This is a genomic window from Aeromonas sp. R4-2, assembly GCF_040908295.1.
GTDB classification, from domain to species: Bacteria; Pseudomonadota; Gammaproteobacteria; order Enterobacterales; family Aeromonadaceae; genus Aeromonas; species Aeromonas veronii.
The window spans coordinates 508683-526880 of sequence record NZ_JBFODL010000014.1; the positions used below are offsets into that span (position 1 = coordinate 508683).

The window sequence follows — 18198 nt, forward strand, 5'->3', positions numbered from 1 at the left end:
TTGTGATCCCGGTTGCGTCATTGGCACGAATCCAGATCACAAAATGACAAAAAACAGCTGTAAATAAAGGGAAATATCAATATAGGCGCGGCGTGGAAAATGCCGTCAGCATGGTGCTGAACCGGCAATGGTCGGACCTGTTTGTGTACAATTTATGACGCTGGTTGCCCTGTCAGCCATCAGGGCAAGCTGGTCGGCATGTACTTGCTCAGTGGTGATCCTGAAACTGCGCGGCAATCTCCCTGAACTGTGCCTCGCAGGCGAGAAACGCCGCGACAATGCCGGGATCAAAATGGTTGCCGCTCCCCTTCACGATGATCTCCTTCGCTTCTTCATGGCTGAACGCGGGTTTGTAGACCCGTTTCGAGATGAGGGCATCGTAGACATCTGCTACCGCCATCAAGCGCCCGGAGAGGGGAATAGCTTCACCCGCCAGCCCAACCGGATAGCCGCTGCCATCCCACTTCTCGTGATGGGTGAGGGAGATCTCCCGGGCCAGCCGCAGGAAGGAGTTGGAGCCCAGCTGCGCCTCGGCGCTCGCCAGCGCATCGGCGCCGATCTGCGGGTGGCGCTTCATGATGGCGAACTCCTCGTCGGTCAGCTTGCCCGGTTTGAGCAGGATTGCATCGGGAATGCCCACCTTGCCCACATCGTGCAGAGGGGCCGACTTGAACAGCAGGTCGATGGTGGCATCATCGAGCGGATAGCGATCCCAATCGCTGCGACTGAGGTATTGCGCCAGCGCCTTGACGTAGTGCTGGGTGCGAATGATATGGGCGCCGGTCTCGTTGTCCCGGGTCTCCGCCAGCGAGGCGAGGCCGAGGATGGCCACGTCGCGGGTCAGGTTGAGCTCGTCGCTGCGGGATTTCAGCTCGCCGATCATCTGATTGGTGCTGGCGGCGATAAGACCGAACTCGTCATCCCGGGTGACCGGCACCCGGGCGTCGAAGTCACCGCACTGCACTCTGGCCATGGTGCTGGTCTGCTGGCGCAGGGATAGGCCGAGATTGCGACCATAACCGTGAATAATGAGGGCGAGATAACAGAAGGTCACCGTCATTACGAAGGCGATCTCCCAGAGGATGTAGTGCTGGGCATCGACCCTCGGCAGGCTGCGCTCCACCGTCACCAGCCACTCCAGATCCTTGTTGAACAGCAAGAAGAAGACGCCCCCCAGCAGGGTGAGGGTCGCCAGGGTAAAGAGGGTGAACTTGCGTGGCAGCGGCATGGCCAGCGGGTGGCTCAGCGCCAGGCTCTGCTCGGCTTGCCGTGCTCTGGCCCGATGCAAGTCTCGCTCCAGAGTCAGATCGGCCGCCACCAGAAAGCCGAGGGTGGTCATCCCCAGCAGCACCTTGAGGTGACTCTCCAGCGGAAAGTCGTGGGCCAGGGCGTTGTAGCCCGACAGCAGCAGTGCTCCCAGCAGGTAGAAACCCACCTCCAGCCCAAACCCGTCCAGCCCGTTGCGCGCCAAGGGCCGACTTGAGAGCAGCCAATTGCGCACGGCGAACATGATGGCAAACGTCACCAGGGTCGGCCCCAGCAACTGGGGCAGGGTGAGACTCTCGAGAAACGGGCAAACCTGCCAGCCATAGAGACAAAATAGTGACAGGGTTACCCCGTAGTGCAGGGCGCAGCGCCCCGTGATCCTCTGCATATTCCCACCCATGTTGCTGGTTATTGTTATGTCGGCGGGAGGCCCGCCATTACAGGCGCCGCAGCAGCAGGCTACCGATGGAGTAGCCAGCGCCAAAGGAGCACAGTACGCCGCGAGCCCCCGCAGGAAGGTCGCGATTGTACAGATGAAACGCGATGATGGAACCCGCCGAGCTGGTATTACCATAGCTATCAAGAATGACCGGCGCCTCCTGCTGGCTGGCATCGTGACCGAGCAGCTTGCGGCCGATGAACTGGTTCATGGTGAGGTTGGCCTGATGGAGCCAGAGCCGGTTCAGGCTCTCGGCAGGCCAGCCCTGCTCATCGAGCTGGTTGGCTATCTGGTCGCACACCAGCGGCAACACCTCCTTGAACACCTTGCGCCCCTGCTGGCGAAACAGCTTGTCGTCGCCGTAGCGGGTGCGCGGGCTCAGCCGGTTCAGAAAGCCGAAGTTGTTGCGGATGTTGTTGGAGTATTGGGTCACCAGCTTGCTGGCCACCAGTTGCCACGGATTGGCCATCTTGCAATCGGCCTCCCGCTCCAGCAGCACAGCGGTGCAGGCATCGCCGAAGATAAAGTGACTATCCCGATCGCGAAAATTGAGATGCCCCGAGCAGATCTCCGGATTGACCACCAGCGCCACGTTGGCGGTGCCTGCCGCCAGCATGTCTGCGGCTGTCTTGATGCCGAAGGTGGCGGACGAGCAGGCCACGTTCATATCAAAGGCCATGCCGCTCGCCCCCAGATAGTGCTGCAGCTCGATGGCCAGCGCCGGGTAGGGGCGCGGCATGTTGGAGGCGGCGACGATCACCAGATCGATCTCTCCCGGCTCGCGACCGGCGGCGATCAGTGCCTGCTCGGCGGCAGCCACAGCCATCTCCACCATGATGGAGGGCATCTCATCGGGCCGCTCCGCCAGCAGCGGCTGCATGATGTCGGGGTTGAGCACTCCCTCTCGGCTCACCAGATAACGACTCTTGATGCCGGATGCCTTCTCGATGAACTCGCAGCTGGAGTGCTGCTTGGCGGGAAGCTGGCCGGCGTCGATGGCGGAGGCGTTCTCCTCGTTGTAGAGATCCACATACTGGTTGAAGGCGGCCACCAGCTCTTCATTGCTGACGGCAAAGGGTGGGGTATAGAGGCCTGAGCCACTGATCACGATAGAGGTCATCTTTGCTCCTCGCCGGGTGCGTTCCCGGCTTGTCGGTTTATAGGGTAGAGAGGGTTACAGCTGGTCGATCGCCGCAGCGAGACCCGCCAGGGTCAGCGGATGCATCCGTCCGCCAACCACGTCATTCATCAGTTTGATGGAGGGATGCCAGAGCCACTCCCGCCGCGGGGTGGGGTTGATCCACACCAGTTTGGGAAAGTGCTGCTGCAATCGGGTAAGCCACACCTGACCCGACTCCTCGTTCCACTGCTCGACGCTGCCGCCGGGCCAGGTGATCTCGTAGGGGCCCATGGTGGCATCCCCCACCAGGATCACCCGGTAGTCGCTGCCGTAGGTGCGCAGCAGGCGCAGGGTATCGAACCGCTCCTCAACGCGGCGGGCGTTATCCTTCCAGACGAAGTCGTAGAGGCAGTTGTGAAAATAGAAGTACTCCAGATGCTTGAACTCGTGGCGCAGGGCAGAGAATAGGCGCTGCACCTCGGCCACGTGGGCATCCATGGAGCCTCCCACATCGAAGAAAACCAACAGCTTCACCCCGTTGTGGCGCTCGGGCCGCAGCTTCACATCGAGCCAGCCCTGGCGGGCCGAACTTTTTATGGTGTCGTCGAGATCCAGCTCGTCGGGATTGCCTTTGCGCACCCAGCGTCTGAGCTTGCGCAGCGCGAGCTGAATGGCGCGCTGGCCGAGCGGCGAGTCGTCGCTGAAGTTGCGATAGTGACGGGCCTCCCACACCTTGGCCGCCTTGCCGTGCTGCCCTTCTCCCCCCATGCGGATGCCCTCAGGGTGAAAACCGCCGTGGCCAAACGGGCTGCTGCCACCAGTCCCCACCCATTTGCTGCCGCCGGCGTGGCGCTCTTTCTGCTCGCTTAATCGCTGGTTGAGGGTCTCCAGCAGCTTGTCGAGTCCGCCGAGGGATTTGAGCAGCGCCTTCTCCTCTGGGCTCAACAGCCGTTCGTACTCCTTGCGCAACCACTCCTCGGGCAGGCTCTCCGGCAGCAGGGGGATGGCTTCCAGCCCCTCGTAGTATTCGGCGAAGGCGCGATCGAAGCGATCGTAGTGGGCCTCGTCTTTTACCAGCAGGCAGCGGGAGAGCTGGTAGAACTCGTCCATATCGACAGCGACCAGCCGGGCAGCCAGTGCGGCGTGCAAGTCCAGCAGCTCGCGCAGGCTACAGGGGAGCTTGTGGCGGCGCAGGTGGGTAAAAAAGTCGATCAGCATGGGTCAGCTGCCGCGCCGGGCCAGAAAGGCGAGCTTCTCGAAGAGATGCAGATCCTGCTCGGTCTTGAGCAGGGCGCCGTAGAGCGCTGGCACCAGCTTGCCGGGCTCGCGGGCACGCATCGCCTCGGGGGCGATATCGTCGGCCAAGAGCAGGCGGATCCAGTCCAGCAGCTCCGAGGTGGAGGGTTTCTTGCGCAGTCCCTCTACCTCGCGCAGCTCGAAGAAGAGATCCATTGCCTCGCCAAGCAGGCTCTCCTTGAGGTCGGGGTAGTGGAGTTTGACGATGGCCTGCATCTCGGCCTTGTCGGGGAAGCGGATGTAGTGGAAGAAACAGCGGCGCAGGAAGGCATCCGGCAGCTCTTTTTCGTTGTTGGAGGTGATGATGACCACCGGACGCTGGCGCGCCTTGACTCGCTCGCCGGTCTCGTAGACGTCGAACTCCATCCGGTCCAGCTCCAGCAGCAGATCGTTGGGGAATTCGATGTCGGCCTTGTCGATCTCGTCGATCAGCAGCACAGGTCGCTGCTCGGCGCTGAAGGCCTGCCACAACTTGCCTTTACGAATGTAGTGGCTGATATCGGCCACTCTGGGGTCGCCGAGCTGGGAGTCCCGCAGCCGGGCCACCGCATCATATTCGTAGAGTCCCTGCTGGGCCTTGGTGGTGGACTTGATATGCCAAGCAATGAGGTCGGTGCCAAGATGGTCGGCGACCGCTTCGGCCAGCACCGTCTTGCCGGTGCCCGGCTCCCCTTTGATCAGCAGCGGTTTTTCGAGGGTGATGGCGGCATTGACCGCCATCTTCAATGCATCGGAGGGGAGATACTGGCTGCTTCCTGAAAATCCCATAACGTCGGTTCCTTTGACGATTGGCGCCCGGAGTCAGGGGCCAGAGAGAATAAGCTCTATATGTTGTAATACCATATGGTTATAACGAATAGTCACTTCTCATTCAGAAACCACAGGGTAATCTTGTTTCATCGTCGTAACAAACACAGGGATAGCACCATGAGCAAAATTTTTGAGGACAACAGCCAGACTATCGGTCACACCCCGCTGGTTCGTCTCAACCGTGTTACCAAAGGCCGCGTGCTGGCCAAGATCGAGAGCCGTAACCCCAGCTTCAGCGTCAAGTGCCGGATCGGCGCCAACCTGATCTGGGATGCCGAAAAGCGCGGCATCCTGACCAAGGGTAAGGAGATCATCGAGCCCACCAGCGGCAACACGGGTATTGCTCTGGCCTTTGTCGCGGCGGCTCGCGGCTATCCCATCACCCTGACCATGCCGGCCACCATGAGCCTGGAGCGCCGCAAGTTGCTCAAGGCGCTCGGTGCCAATCTGGTGCTGACCGAAGGGCCTCTCGGCATGAAGGGGGCCATTGCCAAGGCCAACGAGATCCTCGAGTCCGAGCCGGGCAAGTATGTGTTGCTGCAACAGTTTGAAAACCCGGCCAACCCGGAGATCCACGAAAAGACCACTGGCCCCGAGATCTGGGATGCCACTGACGGCGAAGTGGATGTGTTCGTGGCCGGGGTCGGTACCGGCGGCACCATTACCGGTGTCTCCCGCTATCTGAAGCAGACTAAAGGCAAGGCGGTGGTCTCTGTTGCGGTCGAACCGGCCGAGTCGCCGGTCATCAGCCAGAAGCTGGCCGGGGAAGAGATCAAACCGGGCCCCCACAAGATCCAGGGGATCGGCGCCGGCTTTATCCCGGGCAACTTGGACCTCTCCCTCATCGACCGGGTGGAGAAGGTGACCAGCGATGAAGCCATCGAGATGGCCCGTCGCCTGATGGAGGAGGAGGGGATCCTGGCCGGTATCAGCTCCGGTGCTGCGGTGGTGGCTGCCAGCCGTCTGGCCGAGCTGCCGGAATTTGCAGGCAAAACCATAGTGGTCATCCTGCCGAGTGCGGCGGAGCGTTACCTCTCTAGCGCCCTGTTTGCCGGGGTGTTCAGCGAGCAGGAACTGCAGCAGTAACTGATCGGAATCTTTCAAAACAGCGGCGCTCCCAGGAGCGCCGCTTCTTTATGGGCTAGACTCAACCCCTGTTAGTGTCACTTGATCCTTATTTTTTGGGGTAAAATAACAAGTTCCGGAGTGAGAAAAAAAGCAGACATTCCGCTCTAAATCTCATATCCTGTGCGGCGTCACGCGGTGTTTGCTGGCTGGGTATCACAAAGTAACAAAGTGTTATTTTTCGTTATAAAATAATTTCAGGCCAGTCCTGATGCGGCTTGTAGCCCAATAACTGAAAATTGCCAACCAGCGCGCCGATTACTGCACAGAAACTTGACCTGGATTAAACCATTGCGGGTCTGCTTTCGTTACTTTACAACATATCCATACTGACTCGGTGGGTCAGGTTGCTTCAAAAACGACCAATCCACCAAAAAATATCAATAATATGGGGTGAAACCATGTACGAGAAGTCTGTTGTTATTACTGCTGAAAACGGCCTGCACACCCGTCCGGCAGCTCAGTTCGTGAAAGAAGCCAAAGAATTCCAAAGCGAGATCACTGTGGTCTCCGGTGGCAAGTCCGCCAGCGCCAAGAGCCTGTTCAAGCTGCAGACCCTGGGCCTGACCAAGGGTACCAACGTAACTATCCAGGCTGACGGCCCGGATGCTCAGCAAGCTGTTGAGAAGCTGGTTGCCCTGATGGACGAGCTGGAGTAATCCAGCTTTAGATTCCTCCCCCACAGTCGTTTTAATAGGAAGGATTATGATATCTGGCATTCTTGCGTCCCCCGGTATCGCATTCGGTAAGGCGCTTCTTCTTAAAGAAGATGAAATCGTTATCAATCAGGGCAAAATCTCTGCTGACCAGATTGATGCCGAGATCAACCGTTTCCTCGAAGCTCGTACCAAGTCAGCTACCCAGCTGGAAGCCATCAAAGAGATGGCCGGTCGCACCTTCGGTGAGGAAAAAGAGGCCATCTTCGAAGGCCACATCATGCTGCTCGAAGATGAGGAGCTGGAAGGGGATATCAAATCCTTCATCAAAGAGAACAAGGCTTCCGCTGACAAAGCCATCTATGAGGTGATCGAACAGTACGCCAAGATGATGGCCGAGCTGGATGACCCTTATCTGCGCGAACGCGCTACCGACTTCCGTGACATCGGTACCCGTCTGGTCAAGAACGTACTGGGCATTGCCGTTGTCAACCTGAGCACCATCGACGAAGAGGTGATCCTGGTCGCCAAAGACCTGACCCCGTCTGAAACCGCTCAGATTAACCTGAAATATGTGCTGGGTTTCGTCACCGACATCGGTGGCCGTACCTCTCACACCTCCATCATGGCCCGCTCCCTGGAGCTGCCGGCCGTGGTAGGCACCAACGACATCACCGAGCGCGTCAAGAACGGTGACATGCTGGTGCTGGATGCGATCAACAACCAGATCATCATCAATCCGACCGTTGAGCAACTGACCGAAGCCAAGAAGTTCCAGGCTCAGTTCCAGGCCGAGAAAGATGAGCTGGCCAAGCTGAAAGATCTGCCTGCCATCACGCTGGATGGTCACCAGGTCGAAGTGTGCGCCAACATCGGTACCGTCAAGGATACCGAAGGTGCCATCCGCAATGGCGCCGAAGGCGTGGGTCTGTACCGTACCGAGTTCCTGTTCATGGACCGTGACGCGCTGCCGACCGAAGAAGAGCAGTTCAAAGCCTACAAAGAAGTGGCCGAAGCGATGCCGGATCAGCCGATCATCGTGCGCACCATGGACATTGGCGGCGACAAAGAGCTGCCGTACATGAATTTCCCGAAAGAGATGAACCCCTTCCTGGGCTGGCGTGCTGTGCGTATTTTCTTCGACCGCGAAGACATCATGCACGCTCAGCTGCGGGCCATTCTGCGCGCCTCTGCCTTCGGCAAACTGCGCATCATGTTCCCGATGATCATCTCTGTCGAAGAGTTCCGTAGCCTGAAAGCTACCGTAGAGACGCTGAAAGCCGAACTGCGTGCCGAAGGCAAAGCCTTTGATGAATCCATCGAAGTGGGTATCATGATCGAGACCCCGGCTGCTGCCGTGATGGCTCATCATCTGGCCAAGGAAGTGGATTTCTTCAGTATCGGTACCAACGACCTGACCCAGTACACCCTGGCTGTCGATCGTGGTAACGAGATGATCTCCGCCATGTACAACCCGCTGTCACCCTCCGTCCTGACCCTGATCAAGATGGTTATCGATGCGTCCCACGCCGAAGGCAAGTGGACCGGTATGTGTGGTGAACTGGCTGGTGACGAGCGTGCTACCCTGCTGCTGCTGGGTATGGGTCTGGATGAGTTCTCCATGAGCGCCATCTCTGTACCGCGTATCAAGAAGCTTATCCGCAACACCAACTTCGAAGATGTGAAGGCAATGGCTGATCAAGCACTGAGCTTTGCCACCGCCGCTGAAATCGAAGCATGCGTAGATAACTTTATTAAGCAGAAAGCAGTCTGCTAAGATCGGCTGCAAACAGCGACAAATCATCTCTAGGAGCTTTATATGGGTCTGTTTGATAAACTGAAGAAACTGGTTTCCGACGATAGCTCTGACACCGGCGGCATCGAAATCTTTGCTCCGCTGTCTGGCGAAATCGTGCCGATCGAAGATGTGCCTGACGTTGTCTTCGCCGAGAAGATCGTTGGTGACGGTATCGCCATCAAGCCGGCTGGCAACAAGATGGTTGCGCCGTGCGATGGTACCATCGGCAAGATTTTCGAGACCAACCACGCGTTCTCTCTGGAATCCGACTCCGGTATCGAGCTGTTCGTTCACTTCGGTATCGACACCGTTGAACTGAAAGGCGAAGGCTTCAAGCGTATCGCTCAGGAAGGTCAACAGGTCAAGCGCGGCGACACCATCATCGAGTTCGATCTGGCCGTTCTGGAAGCGAAAGCCAAGTCTACCCTGACTCCGGTTGTCATCTCCAACATGGACGAGATCAAAGAGCTGATCAAAATGACTGGTGCCGTGACTGTGGGCGAGACCCCGGTTATCCGTATCAAGAAGTAATGCCAGGCTGGCTCACGCCAGTTGCGCAGTAAAAAACCGAAGCCTTGTGCTTCGGTTTTTTTATGGCCGCGAGTCGGCTTTCCTTTCTGGTGATCACTCTATTCCGTCGAGATGACAACCCGGTTACGCCCCTGATCCTTGGCCTGATAAAGGGCCCGGTCGGCCATCATCAGCAGATAGTCGATGCTCTCCTGCCCCTTCATGCTGGCACACCCCAGACTGATGGTGAGGGAGAGCTGCTTCCCCTGCCATGGCAATCGGGTGGTACTGACATGCTGGCGCAGCTGTTCGGCGCGCCGTGCTGCCTGGTCAATATCGCAACCAGGCAGGATCAGCAGGAACTCCTCCCCGCCCCAACGGGCCAGGCTCTCCCCCGGCAACAGCTGGCTCGCCATGGCGTGGGCGACGGCGCAGAGCGCGGCATCGCCAGCAGGGTGGCCGTAGCGGTCATTGACCTGCTTGAAATGGTCGATATCTCCCAACACCACCGAGAGGGGCTCACCCTGCAACCAAAGGGCTTGCAACTGTTGCTGGGCGCCACGCCGGTTGGTCAGTTCGGTGAGCGGATCGGTGCAGGAGAGGCGGCTCACCTCTTCCACCATGCACTGCAGGTCGTGGATATCGCGAAAGGTGACGATATGGCCATCCGGGATGGCATCGGCACCCAGCTGGGCAGTGACGATAAACCAGCGCGACTGACCGCTCTTGCAGCGGATCAGCGCAGGCATTTCGGCGACCTCCAGCCCTTGAGACAAGCTCTGTTCCACCTGGGAGTGCCAGGAGTCGATGATGGTGCGGCGATACCCTTCATCCGGGTAGGCGACCTGAAACCAGGAGGCCATGTCCGGCAGATCGTCAAGGTTGTAGCCCAGCTGCTCAATAAAGGCTTTATTCAGGAAGCGGTGGCGCCGCTGCGGGATCATGTCGGGTGAGCAGCCATCGTGACGGGCAATGGATTCGGACACCAGAATAGGCAGCGGGATCACATCGAAGGAGCGAAACAGGATCTGTTGCAGTTCTCGGTCATTCATAGGAAAAGCGGCTCCACGATGCATCTTTTACATGCTTTACCATAGGTCAGACCTGTTTGGTGGTAAACCGATTTATGGTGGTTCCGCCGCCGGTTTTTCAGCCAATGGCAAAGGCGAGAAAACGGCGGAGTTGTTTGCCGTGGCCGTATCGGGTGAAAGCTGGGCAGGCTGAGGAGAAGGGGTAGAGCAAAAGGGTCAAAAAAACCCACATGGTCAGGCACATGTGGGTCGGGAAAAACCAGGCAGGGTAAAACAGACACTCCCTGTGTCGGTCATCTTCAGCTCAGGTGGAGGTGGTCCATCTGCTGGAGCTTTTCGGGCCAGGGCCCCTGCTGGTGGTCACCAAATCTTCACACGCTCGGAAGGTGGCAGATAGAGCTTGTCTCCCGGCTTGATGGCAAAGGCGAGATAGAAGGCCGGCATATTCGCGACGACGCCATTGACCCGGTACTCCAGCGGCGAGTGGGGATCTGTCTTGAGCAGAACGGCAGCGAGCTCGGGCCGGTACTTCCCTTTCCACACCTGCGCCCAGCCGATAAAGAAGCGCTGCTCGGCGGTAAAGCCATCGAGCACCGCTGGCTGGCGGTTGCCCAGGGCGAGCCGGTACGCCTTGTGGGCGATGGTCAAGCCGCCGAGATCGCCGATGTTCTCGCCAAGGGTCAGCTGGCCGTTGACATGCTCCCCCTTGATGGGCTCGAAACGGTCGTACTGTTTCGCCAGTTTTTGCGCTCTGGCGGTGAACTCCTTGAGATCGGCCGGAGCCCACCAGTTGTGCAAGGCACCGTTGCCATCGAATTTGGCCCCCTGATCATCGAAACCATGGCTCAGCTCGTGACCGATGACCGCGCCGATGGCGCCATAGTTGACCGCATCATCCGCCTTCAGATCGAAGTAGGGCGGTTGCAGTATGGCGGCCGGGAAGACGATCTCGTTGTTGTTCGGGTTGTAGTAGGCGTTCACCGTCTGCGGATTGTCGAACCACTCCTCCCGATCCACCGGTTGATGGAGGCGGGCAAGGTGCTCGTTGTAACGCACCGTGGCCGCGCGTTGGGCATTGCCGACCAGATCATCGGGACGGATCTCGATTGCGCTGTAATCCTGCCACTGGTCGGGATAACCGATCTTGACCCGTACCTTGTCCAGTTTTGCCAGCGCCTGCTGTTTGGTCGGGGCAGACATCCAGTCGAGCTCGCCGATCTCCTGGCGATAGGCGGCGATCAGATTGCGCACCATGGTTGCCATCTGCGCCTTGGCTTCGACCGGGAAGTAGCGATCCACGTAGAGTTTGCCCACCGCCTGACCCAGATAGTCGTCCAGCACCTCCATGGCCTGCTTCCAGGGCTCCCGCTGCCGGGGGATGCCGCTCAGGGTCGTGCCGTAGAAAGCGAAGTGCAGGGCATTGCTCTGGCTGTCGAGATAGGGTGCATAAGTGCGTAGCAGATGGAACAGGCAGTAGGATTGCCACTGCGCGATGCTGGTCTCCTGCATCACGGCGGTCAGCTTCTCCAGATAGTCCGGCTCACTGACGATGATCTCCGTTTCCCCGACGATACCGGCCTCTGCAAGGTAGCGTTGCCAATCCAGGGTGGGCAGCAACTGACTTAGGCGGGCGATGGGCAGTTTGTTGTAGGTGAGGTTGTCATCCCGCAGTTTGACTCTGCCCCACTGCAGGCTGGCGAGGCGGGTCTCCAGCGTCAGAATGCGATGAGCCTGTTCGCTCGCCCCCTCGATGCCGGCATGGTTGAGCAGAGCGGTAATGAACTGCTCGTAGCTGGCCCGCAGAGCCTTGCTGGCGGCATCCGCTTTCAGGTAGTAGTCCCGATCCGGCAGACCGAGGCCGGATTGCTGCAGGTAGATCCCGTAGCTGTCAGGCTGCTTCTTGTCGGCCATGATCCCGATACCAAAGGGAGCGCCGCCCCCCAGCTTGTTAACCCGGGCAAAGTAGGTGGCCAGCGAGGCGCCATCATGGATGGCCATGATCTCGTCACGCAGTGGCTGAATGGGGGTCAGCCCTTTGGCATCCCGCCCGGCCTGATCCAGATAGCTGGCGTAGAGATCGGCGATCTGCTGGCGAGGGGTTCCGGCCTGTTGCGGGCGCTTGAGCAGCGCCTCCAGCAACACCTTGCGATCCTCCAGCGACTTGTCCGCCAGCAGATTGCCGATGGTCTGTCCCGGCAGGTCATCCGGTATTTGGGTCCGGGCCAGCCAGTTGCCGTTTACGTGGCGAAACAGATCGTCCGCCGCGCGCACGCTGTTATCCATGCTGGCCAGATCCACCCCGGAGTGGCCGCTGGTGGCACCGGCGCATGGCGCGAGGCCAAGCAGGGCCAGCGCAATCAGGCTAGCGATCATGCTGCGTTGCTGTTTCATCGTGAGTGTCCTGTATGGGGAGCCTGTGGTGATTGGCTGTAACTGCTGGTCAATCAGCTGCGAACGACCGAGAGGAAGCGACCGTCGTGATTGAAGGTGCAGGTAAAGTCGACTGCATCATCGTCGGTCTCGTACTGGCCATAGACCTTGTATCTGTGGCCGTTCTCTTCTGCCGACTCGGTGGTGATATCGCGCGGGGAGACATGGAATTTGCGGGCTGCTTCCCCAGAGCAGTAACGGGGCATCTTGCTGGTGGCCATATGCTGGTCATCGCTATCGTCATGCTGGCCATCATGCTCGTGTTTGTTATCGCTGTGCTTTTTCCCGGCGTAATAGCCAGCGGCGCCGATGGCCCCCAGCGCAGCTGCACCTATCAGGACTTTCTTGGTGTCCATATTCTGGCAGCCGCTTAATGCCAGACAGGCGGCTATTCCCATTACCATCAAGGAGTGTTTCATCTCTCGGATCCTTTCAATTATCAAATGAGCAAGTCGGTGTCAGCAGGGTGGTGGTCACAGGGCCCGGCGCTGGAATGGCGCCACTTTGCAATGGTCAGGATGAAGAGGACACTCAAATAAAATTAAAAAAAGTTATAAAAATCCGGGAGCCGGAGCGAGCGCGGTATGGGGGGCGGTGAGGGGAGAAGGGCGCAGGTTTCATCCATGCGGTAAGTAGTGGTGTAGGGCAAGTGTTTGTTTTTAGACTTTTATTTCTCTTTATATTTTATCAAGGGTGATGGCTGCCTGTTGTGCGGCGGCCAGCCATGTTGGCAATGGATAACTGTCTCTATCGCCATAAACTGGCATAAAAAAGCCGCTCACCTGGGTGAGCGGCTGTTGTCATCAGATCAGTGCAGTTCGCTATCAGGCTGGCTGCTTGCCATCTTCCGCGGGCGGCGGCAGGGCGGCGGAGTTGGACTCCACCTTCTGCTCTTCGCCCTGCATGTTCTTGATGTAGACATCCATCTGGTTGAAGGCGATCTCGATGCCGTTCTCGCGGAACAGCTGGTCGATCTTGCGGTTCAACTCGTCCACCGCCGGGTTGCGGTCTCCCAGTTCGCTCACGAAGAAGCGCAGCTCGTGATCCAGCGTGCTGGCGCCAAAGGTGAGGAAGTAGACGATGGGGGCCGGGTCTTTCAGCACCCGGCTGTTTTCGTCGGCCGCCTGTTTGAGCAGGGTGCGGGTCAGCTCCAGATCCGAGCCATACGCCACGCCCACCCGTACGATCACCCGGGTGACGGTGTCACTCAGCGACCAGTTGATGAGCCGTTCTGTCATCAGTTGCTGGTTGGGGATGATCACCTCTTTGCGGTCGAAGTCGGTCAGGGTGGTGGCGCGAATGCGGATCCGCGAGACGGTACCGGAGAAGGAGCCGATGGTGACGGTGTCACCGATCCGCACCGGACGCTCGAACAGGATGATGATGCCGGAGACGAAATTGGAGAGGATCTCCTTCATGCCGAAACCGATACCGACTGACAGACCACCCGCTACCCACTGCAGCTTGTCCCACTGCACGCCCATCATGGAAAGAGCGGTGAGGGAGCCAAAGCCGATCAGCACGTAGTTGAGCATGGTGGTGATGGCGTAGGCGGTCCCCTGAGCCAGATTGAGCTTGGAGAGCACCAGCACCTCCAGCAAGCCGGGCAGGTTGCGCGCCAGTGACCAGGCACCGCCGAGCAGCAGGAAGCCGATCAGCACATCACTCAGGCTGATGGGGAACAGCACGGCGTTGGCGCCGGTGCCTTCACTGCGGTGCCACAGCACCATGCTGTCGAGGTAGGAGAAGACCGCCACCAGATCGGACCAGAGCCAGTAGAAGGCGACGCCGAAGATCAGCATCAGCACGGTACGGGTCAGACGCAGGGACTGCTGGCTGACATCCTCCAGATCCATGGGCTGCTCTTCGATGGACTCGCCACCTTCCGCATCTTCCGAAGATTTGTGCTCACGCTTGGCCACCGCACGGCGGTAGGCCAGACGACGGGCAGCCAGCTCCAGACCACGCAGGGCGGTGCGGTAGACCAGGCTCCAGATGATGATGAGGTAGAAGGATTCGATCAGGCGACCGGTCAGCTTCAGCGCGGTGTAGTAGTAACCGAGCACGGCCAGCACGATCAGCGCCACCGGTGCCAGCGCCAGGGCAATGGCGATCAGCGACTTCTGCATGCTCGCCTCGCCCTTGATGCGGGCGCGGGAGATGGGGAACACCAGATAGGCGGCCAGCCCCAGCAGGGTCAGGGTCATGGCCTGGCCGATCACGTCGTTGCCCAGGGTGGAGGGTTCAACCACCGCCTTGGTTGCGAGCATGATGAGCGGCAGCAGTGGTAACCAGATGTAGCGCATGCTGTTGCGCTTGGCCTGCAGCTCCGCTTTCGGGATCCGGAAGTGGGTTTCGGCGATGCCGCCCGGGCGCATCACCGCCAGATAGACGCTGAATACCAGATAGCCGAGGGCAAGGTTCAGGGTGATCTGGAACATCAGCTTGGGACTGAGCAGACCGCAGTAGGTGAGCAGCAGACCGCCAGCCAGAATGAACATGCTGCCCGGCAGGCGTTGCAGCACGGTATAGAGCAGGGCGCGCGGGGTGTGCCACTGGCTGTCCTGACGGAAACGGCCAAGGTCCTTGGTGATCTTCTTCTCGCGCTCAACCAGCGCCGGACGTTTCCAGACCAGCAGGCCGCCGATCAGCAGCAGCGGGAAGGCAAGCAGGGAGATCCCGAGCAGCTCTTCGCGCCAGCGTTTCCAGTCCGGTTTCAATACCCAGTCGGAGGCCTGTTTGTAGGCCTGGGCGGGCCAGCTGATAAACCACTTGCTGTCGATGGGCTTGTTGCTGCTTACCCAGAAGATATGTTGCTGCAGGGTAAATTCGATAGAGGCATAGACCCGCGCCAGCTGCTGCTGGGTCAGCTGCAGGCTGATGGCGTTGGTAAGCTGGCTGTCGAGTTGGCGGTTGAGCTGATCGAGCAGATTGATACGGGTATCGAGCAGCTTGGCAAGGCTCTCCTTGTCCTCCTCGCTCACCGGATCCTTGCTGCCGGCGATCAGATTGTCCAGATAGAGGTTCTTCTGGAACAGCTGGTCACGCTGCTGGCTCAGTTCAAACTGGGCCAGATGGAGATCGGCAATCTGCTCTTCCAGATTTTTGACGGCGATGGTGGGCGCCGCTTCCAACTGCTGGTAGAGCTGATAGAGAATGCGCGACAGCAGCAGATTGCCCTTGAGCATCTGCACCTGTTCATTGAGGTTGCGCTCGGTCTGGATGCCACGCTCCAGCCAGCTCTTGGCTTGCAGGTTTTTCTGGACCAGCGAGTTGAGGCTGGTGGTGGCACCGATCAGCTGCTGGCTGAGCTGGTGGTTGAGCTCCTGCTCTTTTTGCACCAGCGGGCTGTCTTCGGTCGCCACCAGTTCACCGGTCTGCTCGGCGGTTTTTTCGGTATCGCCGAGGCGCTTGGCGCTGCTCTGATCCTGCAACAGCTGCAGTTTCTGCTCTTCGCTGGCGAGACGGGCACTCTGGTAGTCGCGCTGCTTGATCGCCAGATCCTGCATGCTGGTTCGGTTATCCAGCTCCTTTTGCAGGTGGGCCAGTTGCAGGTCGAGCAGGGCCAGCTCGGCACCGAGCTTCATCTTCTCGGCGCTGGAGACGCTTTCACCTGCGTTGAGGCGGGTACGGATCTCCTGACTGCGCTGGTAGGCACGGCTCATGCTGGCCTGGGCCCGCTCCGGCAGGGTCTGCAAGCTGGTGAGCTGGCTGCCGATGGCGCCGAGGGCCTCCTGGGCCGCCTGCATGTTGGCCAGCACTTCCGGCTGACGGCTGTCGAGCTCTGCCAGACTCATGCTGGCGTATTCGCTCTTGATCTGCTCGGCACTCTTGCCCTTGGTCAGGGCATCGAGCTTGGCGCTGATCTCTCTGAGTTCGGTGGGCAGGTTGCGGATCCGCTGGGCCTGGGTCTTGGCCTTCGCCTCTTCCTTGTCGATGCTGTCGAGCAGGGCGAGGGTTTCGGTCAGCAACTTCTGATCTGCTTGCTGACTGACGGTCAGGGTCTCTGATTTACCCAGACCATCCAGCGCTCGCTGAACTGCGTTGCGAGAGGGGACATCTTGCGCCATGGCTTGCGGCACGCAGAGGCTGGCAAGGAGACAGAGCAGCGGCAACAGGGTGGCCGAGACTCTTTTAAAACGTATTGAGGGCATATAACTTCCGGGTTATTACGCGATATTCGGGAGATTTCCCGCATAGATTAAATTCGCGTGGATTCTAACACCGGGCTTGTCAGGTAAGCAGGGGGGAGAGACAAAAAAAACGGCGCCCGCAGGCGCCGTTTTCAACTCGTTCAGCTCTGATTAAAGAACGTGAACAGAAGCGGTGTTGGTGGTGCCGCTCGGTACCAGAGCACCGGAGACCATCACAACCACGTCACCTTTCAGACCCATGCCGATTTCCAGCGCGGCTTCTTTACCGATGCGATAGAAATCGTCGGTAGAGGCGATGCTGTCAACCACGTGAGCAACCACACCCTTGGTCAGAACCAGCTGGGCAGCAGTTTTCTTGTTGGTGGTGATAGCCAGGATCCAGGCTTTCGGGAAGTACTTGCGAATGGCCTTGGCAGACTTGCCGCCTTCGGTAGCGACCACGATCAGCGGGGCGTCCAGCTTCTCGGAGGTCTCTACGGCGCCTTTACATACGGCTTCGGTGATGCGCAGCTTGTTGCTGTCGTTGGCAGCAGACAGGTTGGACGGCATCACGGCATCGGTACGCTCGCAGATGGTGGCCATGATGGTTACGGCTTCCAGCGGGTACTTACCCTTGGCGGATTCACCGGACAGCATCACTGCGTCGGTACCGTCCAGGATGGCGTTGGCCACGTCACCAGCTTCGGCGCGGGTCGGACGCGGGTTCTTGATCATGGAGTCCAGCATCTGGGTGGCAGTGATAACCACTTTGCGGGCTTTGTTGCACTTGGCGATGATCATCTTCTGGGCGAAGATAACTTCTTCAACCGGGATCTCTACACCCATGTCGCCACGAGCAACCATGATGCCGTCGGAAACAGCCAGGATCTCGTCGAAGTTGTCCAGACCTTCCTGGTTTTCGATCTTGGAGATGATCTGGATGTTCTCGCCACCGTGGGCTTTCAGGTGCTCACGGATTTCCAGAACGTCTTCTTTCTTACGGATGAAAGAAGCAGCAACGAAATCAACGCCTTGCTCGCAACCGAAGATCAGGTCGCGCTTGTCTTTCTCGGCCAGGGCCGGCAGCTTGATGGAGACGCCCGGCAGGTTAACGCCTTTGTTCTCGCCCAGATCACCGTTGTTCAGCACTTTACAGATAACTTCGCGCTCGGTGATTTCGATAACGTCCAGACCGATCAGGCCGTCATCAACCAGGATACGGTTGCCGACGCGCAGATCGTTGGCGAAACCGGCATAGGTCACGGCCACTTTGTCTTTGTTGCCAACCACAGTCTGGTCGGTGGTGAAGGTGAAAGTCTGGCCAGCGACCAGCGCGACGTCGTTGCCGCCTTCCAGCTTCATGGTACGGATTTCCGGACCCTTGGTGTCCAGCAGGATAGCTGCGTGCTTGCCGGTCTCGGCCATCACAGCGCGCAGGTTGCTGATGCGGCTGCCGTGCTCGGCGTAGTCACCGTGGGAGAAGTTCAGGCGCATGACGTTCATGCCGGCGTCCAGCATTTTGGCCAGCATTTCTTTGGATTCGGTCTTCGGACCGATGGTGCAGACAATTTTGGTCTTTTTCAT

General features: G+C 58.9%; 13 protein-coding genes. 4 read left to right on the forward strand and 9 right to left on the reverse strand.

Translation table 11 applies throughout. The annotated features are described in order from the left end of the window. Positions 1-208: 208 nt before the first annotated feature. From AB5Y99_RS12850 to AB5Y99_RS12865, 4 genes are read right to left on the reverse strand one after another with little or no spacing between them, the layout of a single operon-like run. Positions 209-1654 (reverse strand): HD domain-containing phosphohydrolase, encoded by a 1446-nt coding sequence (locus tag AB5Y99_RS12850; RefSeq protein WP_368209831.1) that lies wholly within the window; start codon positions 1652-1654, stop codon positions 209-211. Positions 1655-1703: 49 nt separating this feature from the next. Continuing rightward, positions 1704-2825 (reverse strand): beta-ketoacyl-ACP synthase III, encoded by a 1122-nt coding sequence (locus tag AB5Y99_RS12855; RefSeq protein WP_110302726.1) that lies wholly within the window; start codon positions 2823-2825, stop codon positions 1704-1706. A 54-nt stretch (positions 2826-2879) separates the two neighbouring features. Continuing rightward, positions 2880-4043: a VWA domain-containing protein gene (locus AB5Y99_RS12860; protein ID WP_368209832.1), complete on the reverse strand. Its 1164-nt coding sequence runs from the start codon at positions 4041-4043 to the stop codon at positions 2880-2882. Positions 4044-4046: 3 nt separating this feature from the next. Further along, entirely contained in the window at positions 4047-4889 is an 843-nt protein-coding gene (locus AB5Y99_RS12865; protein ID WP_279489051.1) for a MoxR family ATPase, read from the reverse strand. A 159-nt stretch (positions 4890-5048) separates the two neighbouring features. Here AB5Y99_RS12865 and cysK point away from each other — a divergent pair, with 159 nt between their 5' ends. From cysK to crr, 4 genes are all read left to right on the forward strand, one after another. Then, positions 5049-6017: a cysteine synthase A gene (cysK, locus tag AB5Y99_RS12870; RefSeq protein WP_005338267.1), complete on the forward strand. Its 969-nt coding sequence runs from the start codon at positions 5049-5051 to the stop codon at positions 6015-6017. A 440-nt stretch (positions 6018-6457) separates the two neighbouring features. Continuing rightward, positions 6458-6715: an HPr family phosphocarrier protein gene (locus AB5Y99_RS12875; RefSeq protein WP_005338266.1), complete on the forward strand. Its 258-nt coding sequence runs from the start codon at positions 6458-6460 to the stop codon at positions 6713-6715. A 46-nt stretch (positions 6716-6761) separates the two neighbouring features. Continuing rightward, a complete protein-coding gene (ptsI, locus tag AB5Y99_RS12880; RefSeq protein WP_204380033.1) occupies positions 6762-8489 on the forward strand; it encodes a phosphoenolpyruvate-protein phosphotransferase PtsI in 1728 nt (575 codons plus the stop codon). Between the two features lie 42 nt (positions 8490-8531). After that, on the forward strand, positions 8532-9041 hold the full coding sequence (crr, locus tag AB5Y99_RS12885) for a PTS glucose transporter subunit IIA (protein ID WP_005338264.1): 510 nt from the start codon (positions 8532-8534) through the stop codon (positions 9039-9041). Positions 9042-9139: 98 nt separating this feature from the next. Here crr and AB5Y99_RS12890 read toward each other — a convergent pair whose 3' ends face one another. From AB5Y99_RS12890 to pykF, 5 genes are all read right to left on the reverse strand, one after another. After that, positions 9140-10072, reverse strand: a complete 933-nt coding sequence (locus AB5Y99_RS12890) for a GGDEF domain-containing protein (protein ID WP_270658999.1) — start codon at positions 10070-10072, stop codon at positions 9140-9142. 339 nt (positions 10073-10411) lie between these two features. Then, on the reverse strand, positions 10412-12442 hold the full coding sequence (locus AB5Y99_RS12895; RefSeq protein WP_323890969.1) for a M13 family metallopeptidase: 2031 nt from the start codon (positions 12440-12442) through the stop codon (positions 10412-10414). 53 nt (positions 12443-12495) lie between these two features. Beyond that, the gene (locus tag AB5Y99_RS12900) at positions 12496-12900 is read right to left on the reverse strand and encodes a hypothetical protein (protein WP_247824141.1); all 405 of its coding nucleotides are present in this window, start codon (positions 12898-12900) and stop codon (positions 12496-12498) included. Between the two features lie 405 nt (positions 12901-13305). Continuing rightward, positions 13306-16635, reverse strand: a complete 3330-nt coding sequence (gene mscK, locus AB5Y99_RS12905; RefSeq protein ID WP_058057772.1) for a mechanosensitive channel MscK — start codon at positions 16633-16635, stop codon at positions 13306-13308. A 150-nt stretch (positions 16636-16785) separates the two neighbouring features. Next, positions 16786-18198, reverse strand: coding sequence for a pyruvate kinase PykF (gene pykF, locus AB5Y99_RS12910; protein WP_031227651.1), 1413 nt, complete (start codon positions 18196-18198; stop codon positions 16786-16788).

Excerpts from the sequence above, each read along its gene's own strand:
- cysK (WP_005338267.1), top strand. The coding sequence starts at position 5,049 with ATGAGCAAAATTTTTGAGGACAACAGCCAGACTATCGGTCACACCCCG.
- AB5Y99_RS12875 (WP_005338266.1), top strand. The coding sequence starts at position 6,458 with ATGTACGAGAAGTCTGTTGTTATTACTGCTGAAAACGGCCTGCACACC.
- AB5Y99_RS12900 (WP_247824141.1), bottom strand. The coding sequence starts at position 12,900 with ATGAAACACTCCTTGATGGTAATGGGAATAGCCGCCTGTCTGGCATTA.
- AB5Y99_RS12890 (WP_270658999.1), bottom strand. The coding sequence starts at position 10,072 with ATGAATGACCGAGAACTGCAACAGATCCTGTTTCGCTCCTTCGATGTG.
- AB5Y99_RS12850 (WP_368209831.1), bottom strand. The coding sequence starts at position 1,654 with ATGCAGAGGATCACGGGGCGCTGCGCCCTGCACTACGGGGTAACCCTG.
- AB5Y99_RS12860 (WP_368209832.1), bottom strand. The coding sequence starts at position 4,043 with ATGCTGATCGACTTTTTTACCCACCTGCGCCGCCACAAGCTCCCCTGT.
- mscK (WP_058057772.1), bottom strand. The coding sequence starts at position 16,635 with ATGCCCTCAATACGTTTTAAAAGAGTCTCGGCCACCCTGTTGCCGCTG.
- AB5Y99_RS12855 (WP_110302726.1), bottom strand. The coding sequence starts at position 2,825 with ATGACCTCTATCGTGATCAGTGGCTCAGGCCTCTATACCCCACCCTTT.
- ptsI (WP_204380033.1), top strand. The coding sequence starts at position 6,762 with ATGATATCTGGCATTCTTGCGTCCCCCGGTATCGCATTCGGTAAGGCG.
- pykF (WP_031227651.1), bottom strand. The coding sequence starts at position 18,198 with ATGAAAAAGACCAAAATTGTCTGCACCATCGGTCCGAAGACCGAATCC.
- AB5Y99_RS12865 (WP_279489051.1), bottom strand. The coding sequence starts at position 4,889 with ATGGGATTTTCAGGAAGCAGCCAGTATCTCCCCTCCGATGCATTGAAG.
- AB5Y99_RS12895 (WP_323890969.1), bottom strand. The coding sequence starts at position 12,442 with ATGAAACAGCAACGCAGCATGATCGCTAGCCTGATTGCGCTGGCCCTG.
- crr (WP_005338264.1), top strand. The coding sequence starts at position 8,532 with ATGGGTCTGTTTGATAAACTGAAGAAACTGGTTTCCGACGATAGCTCT.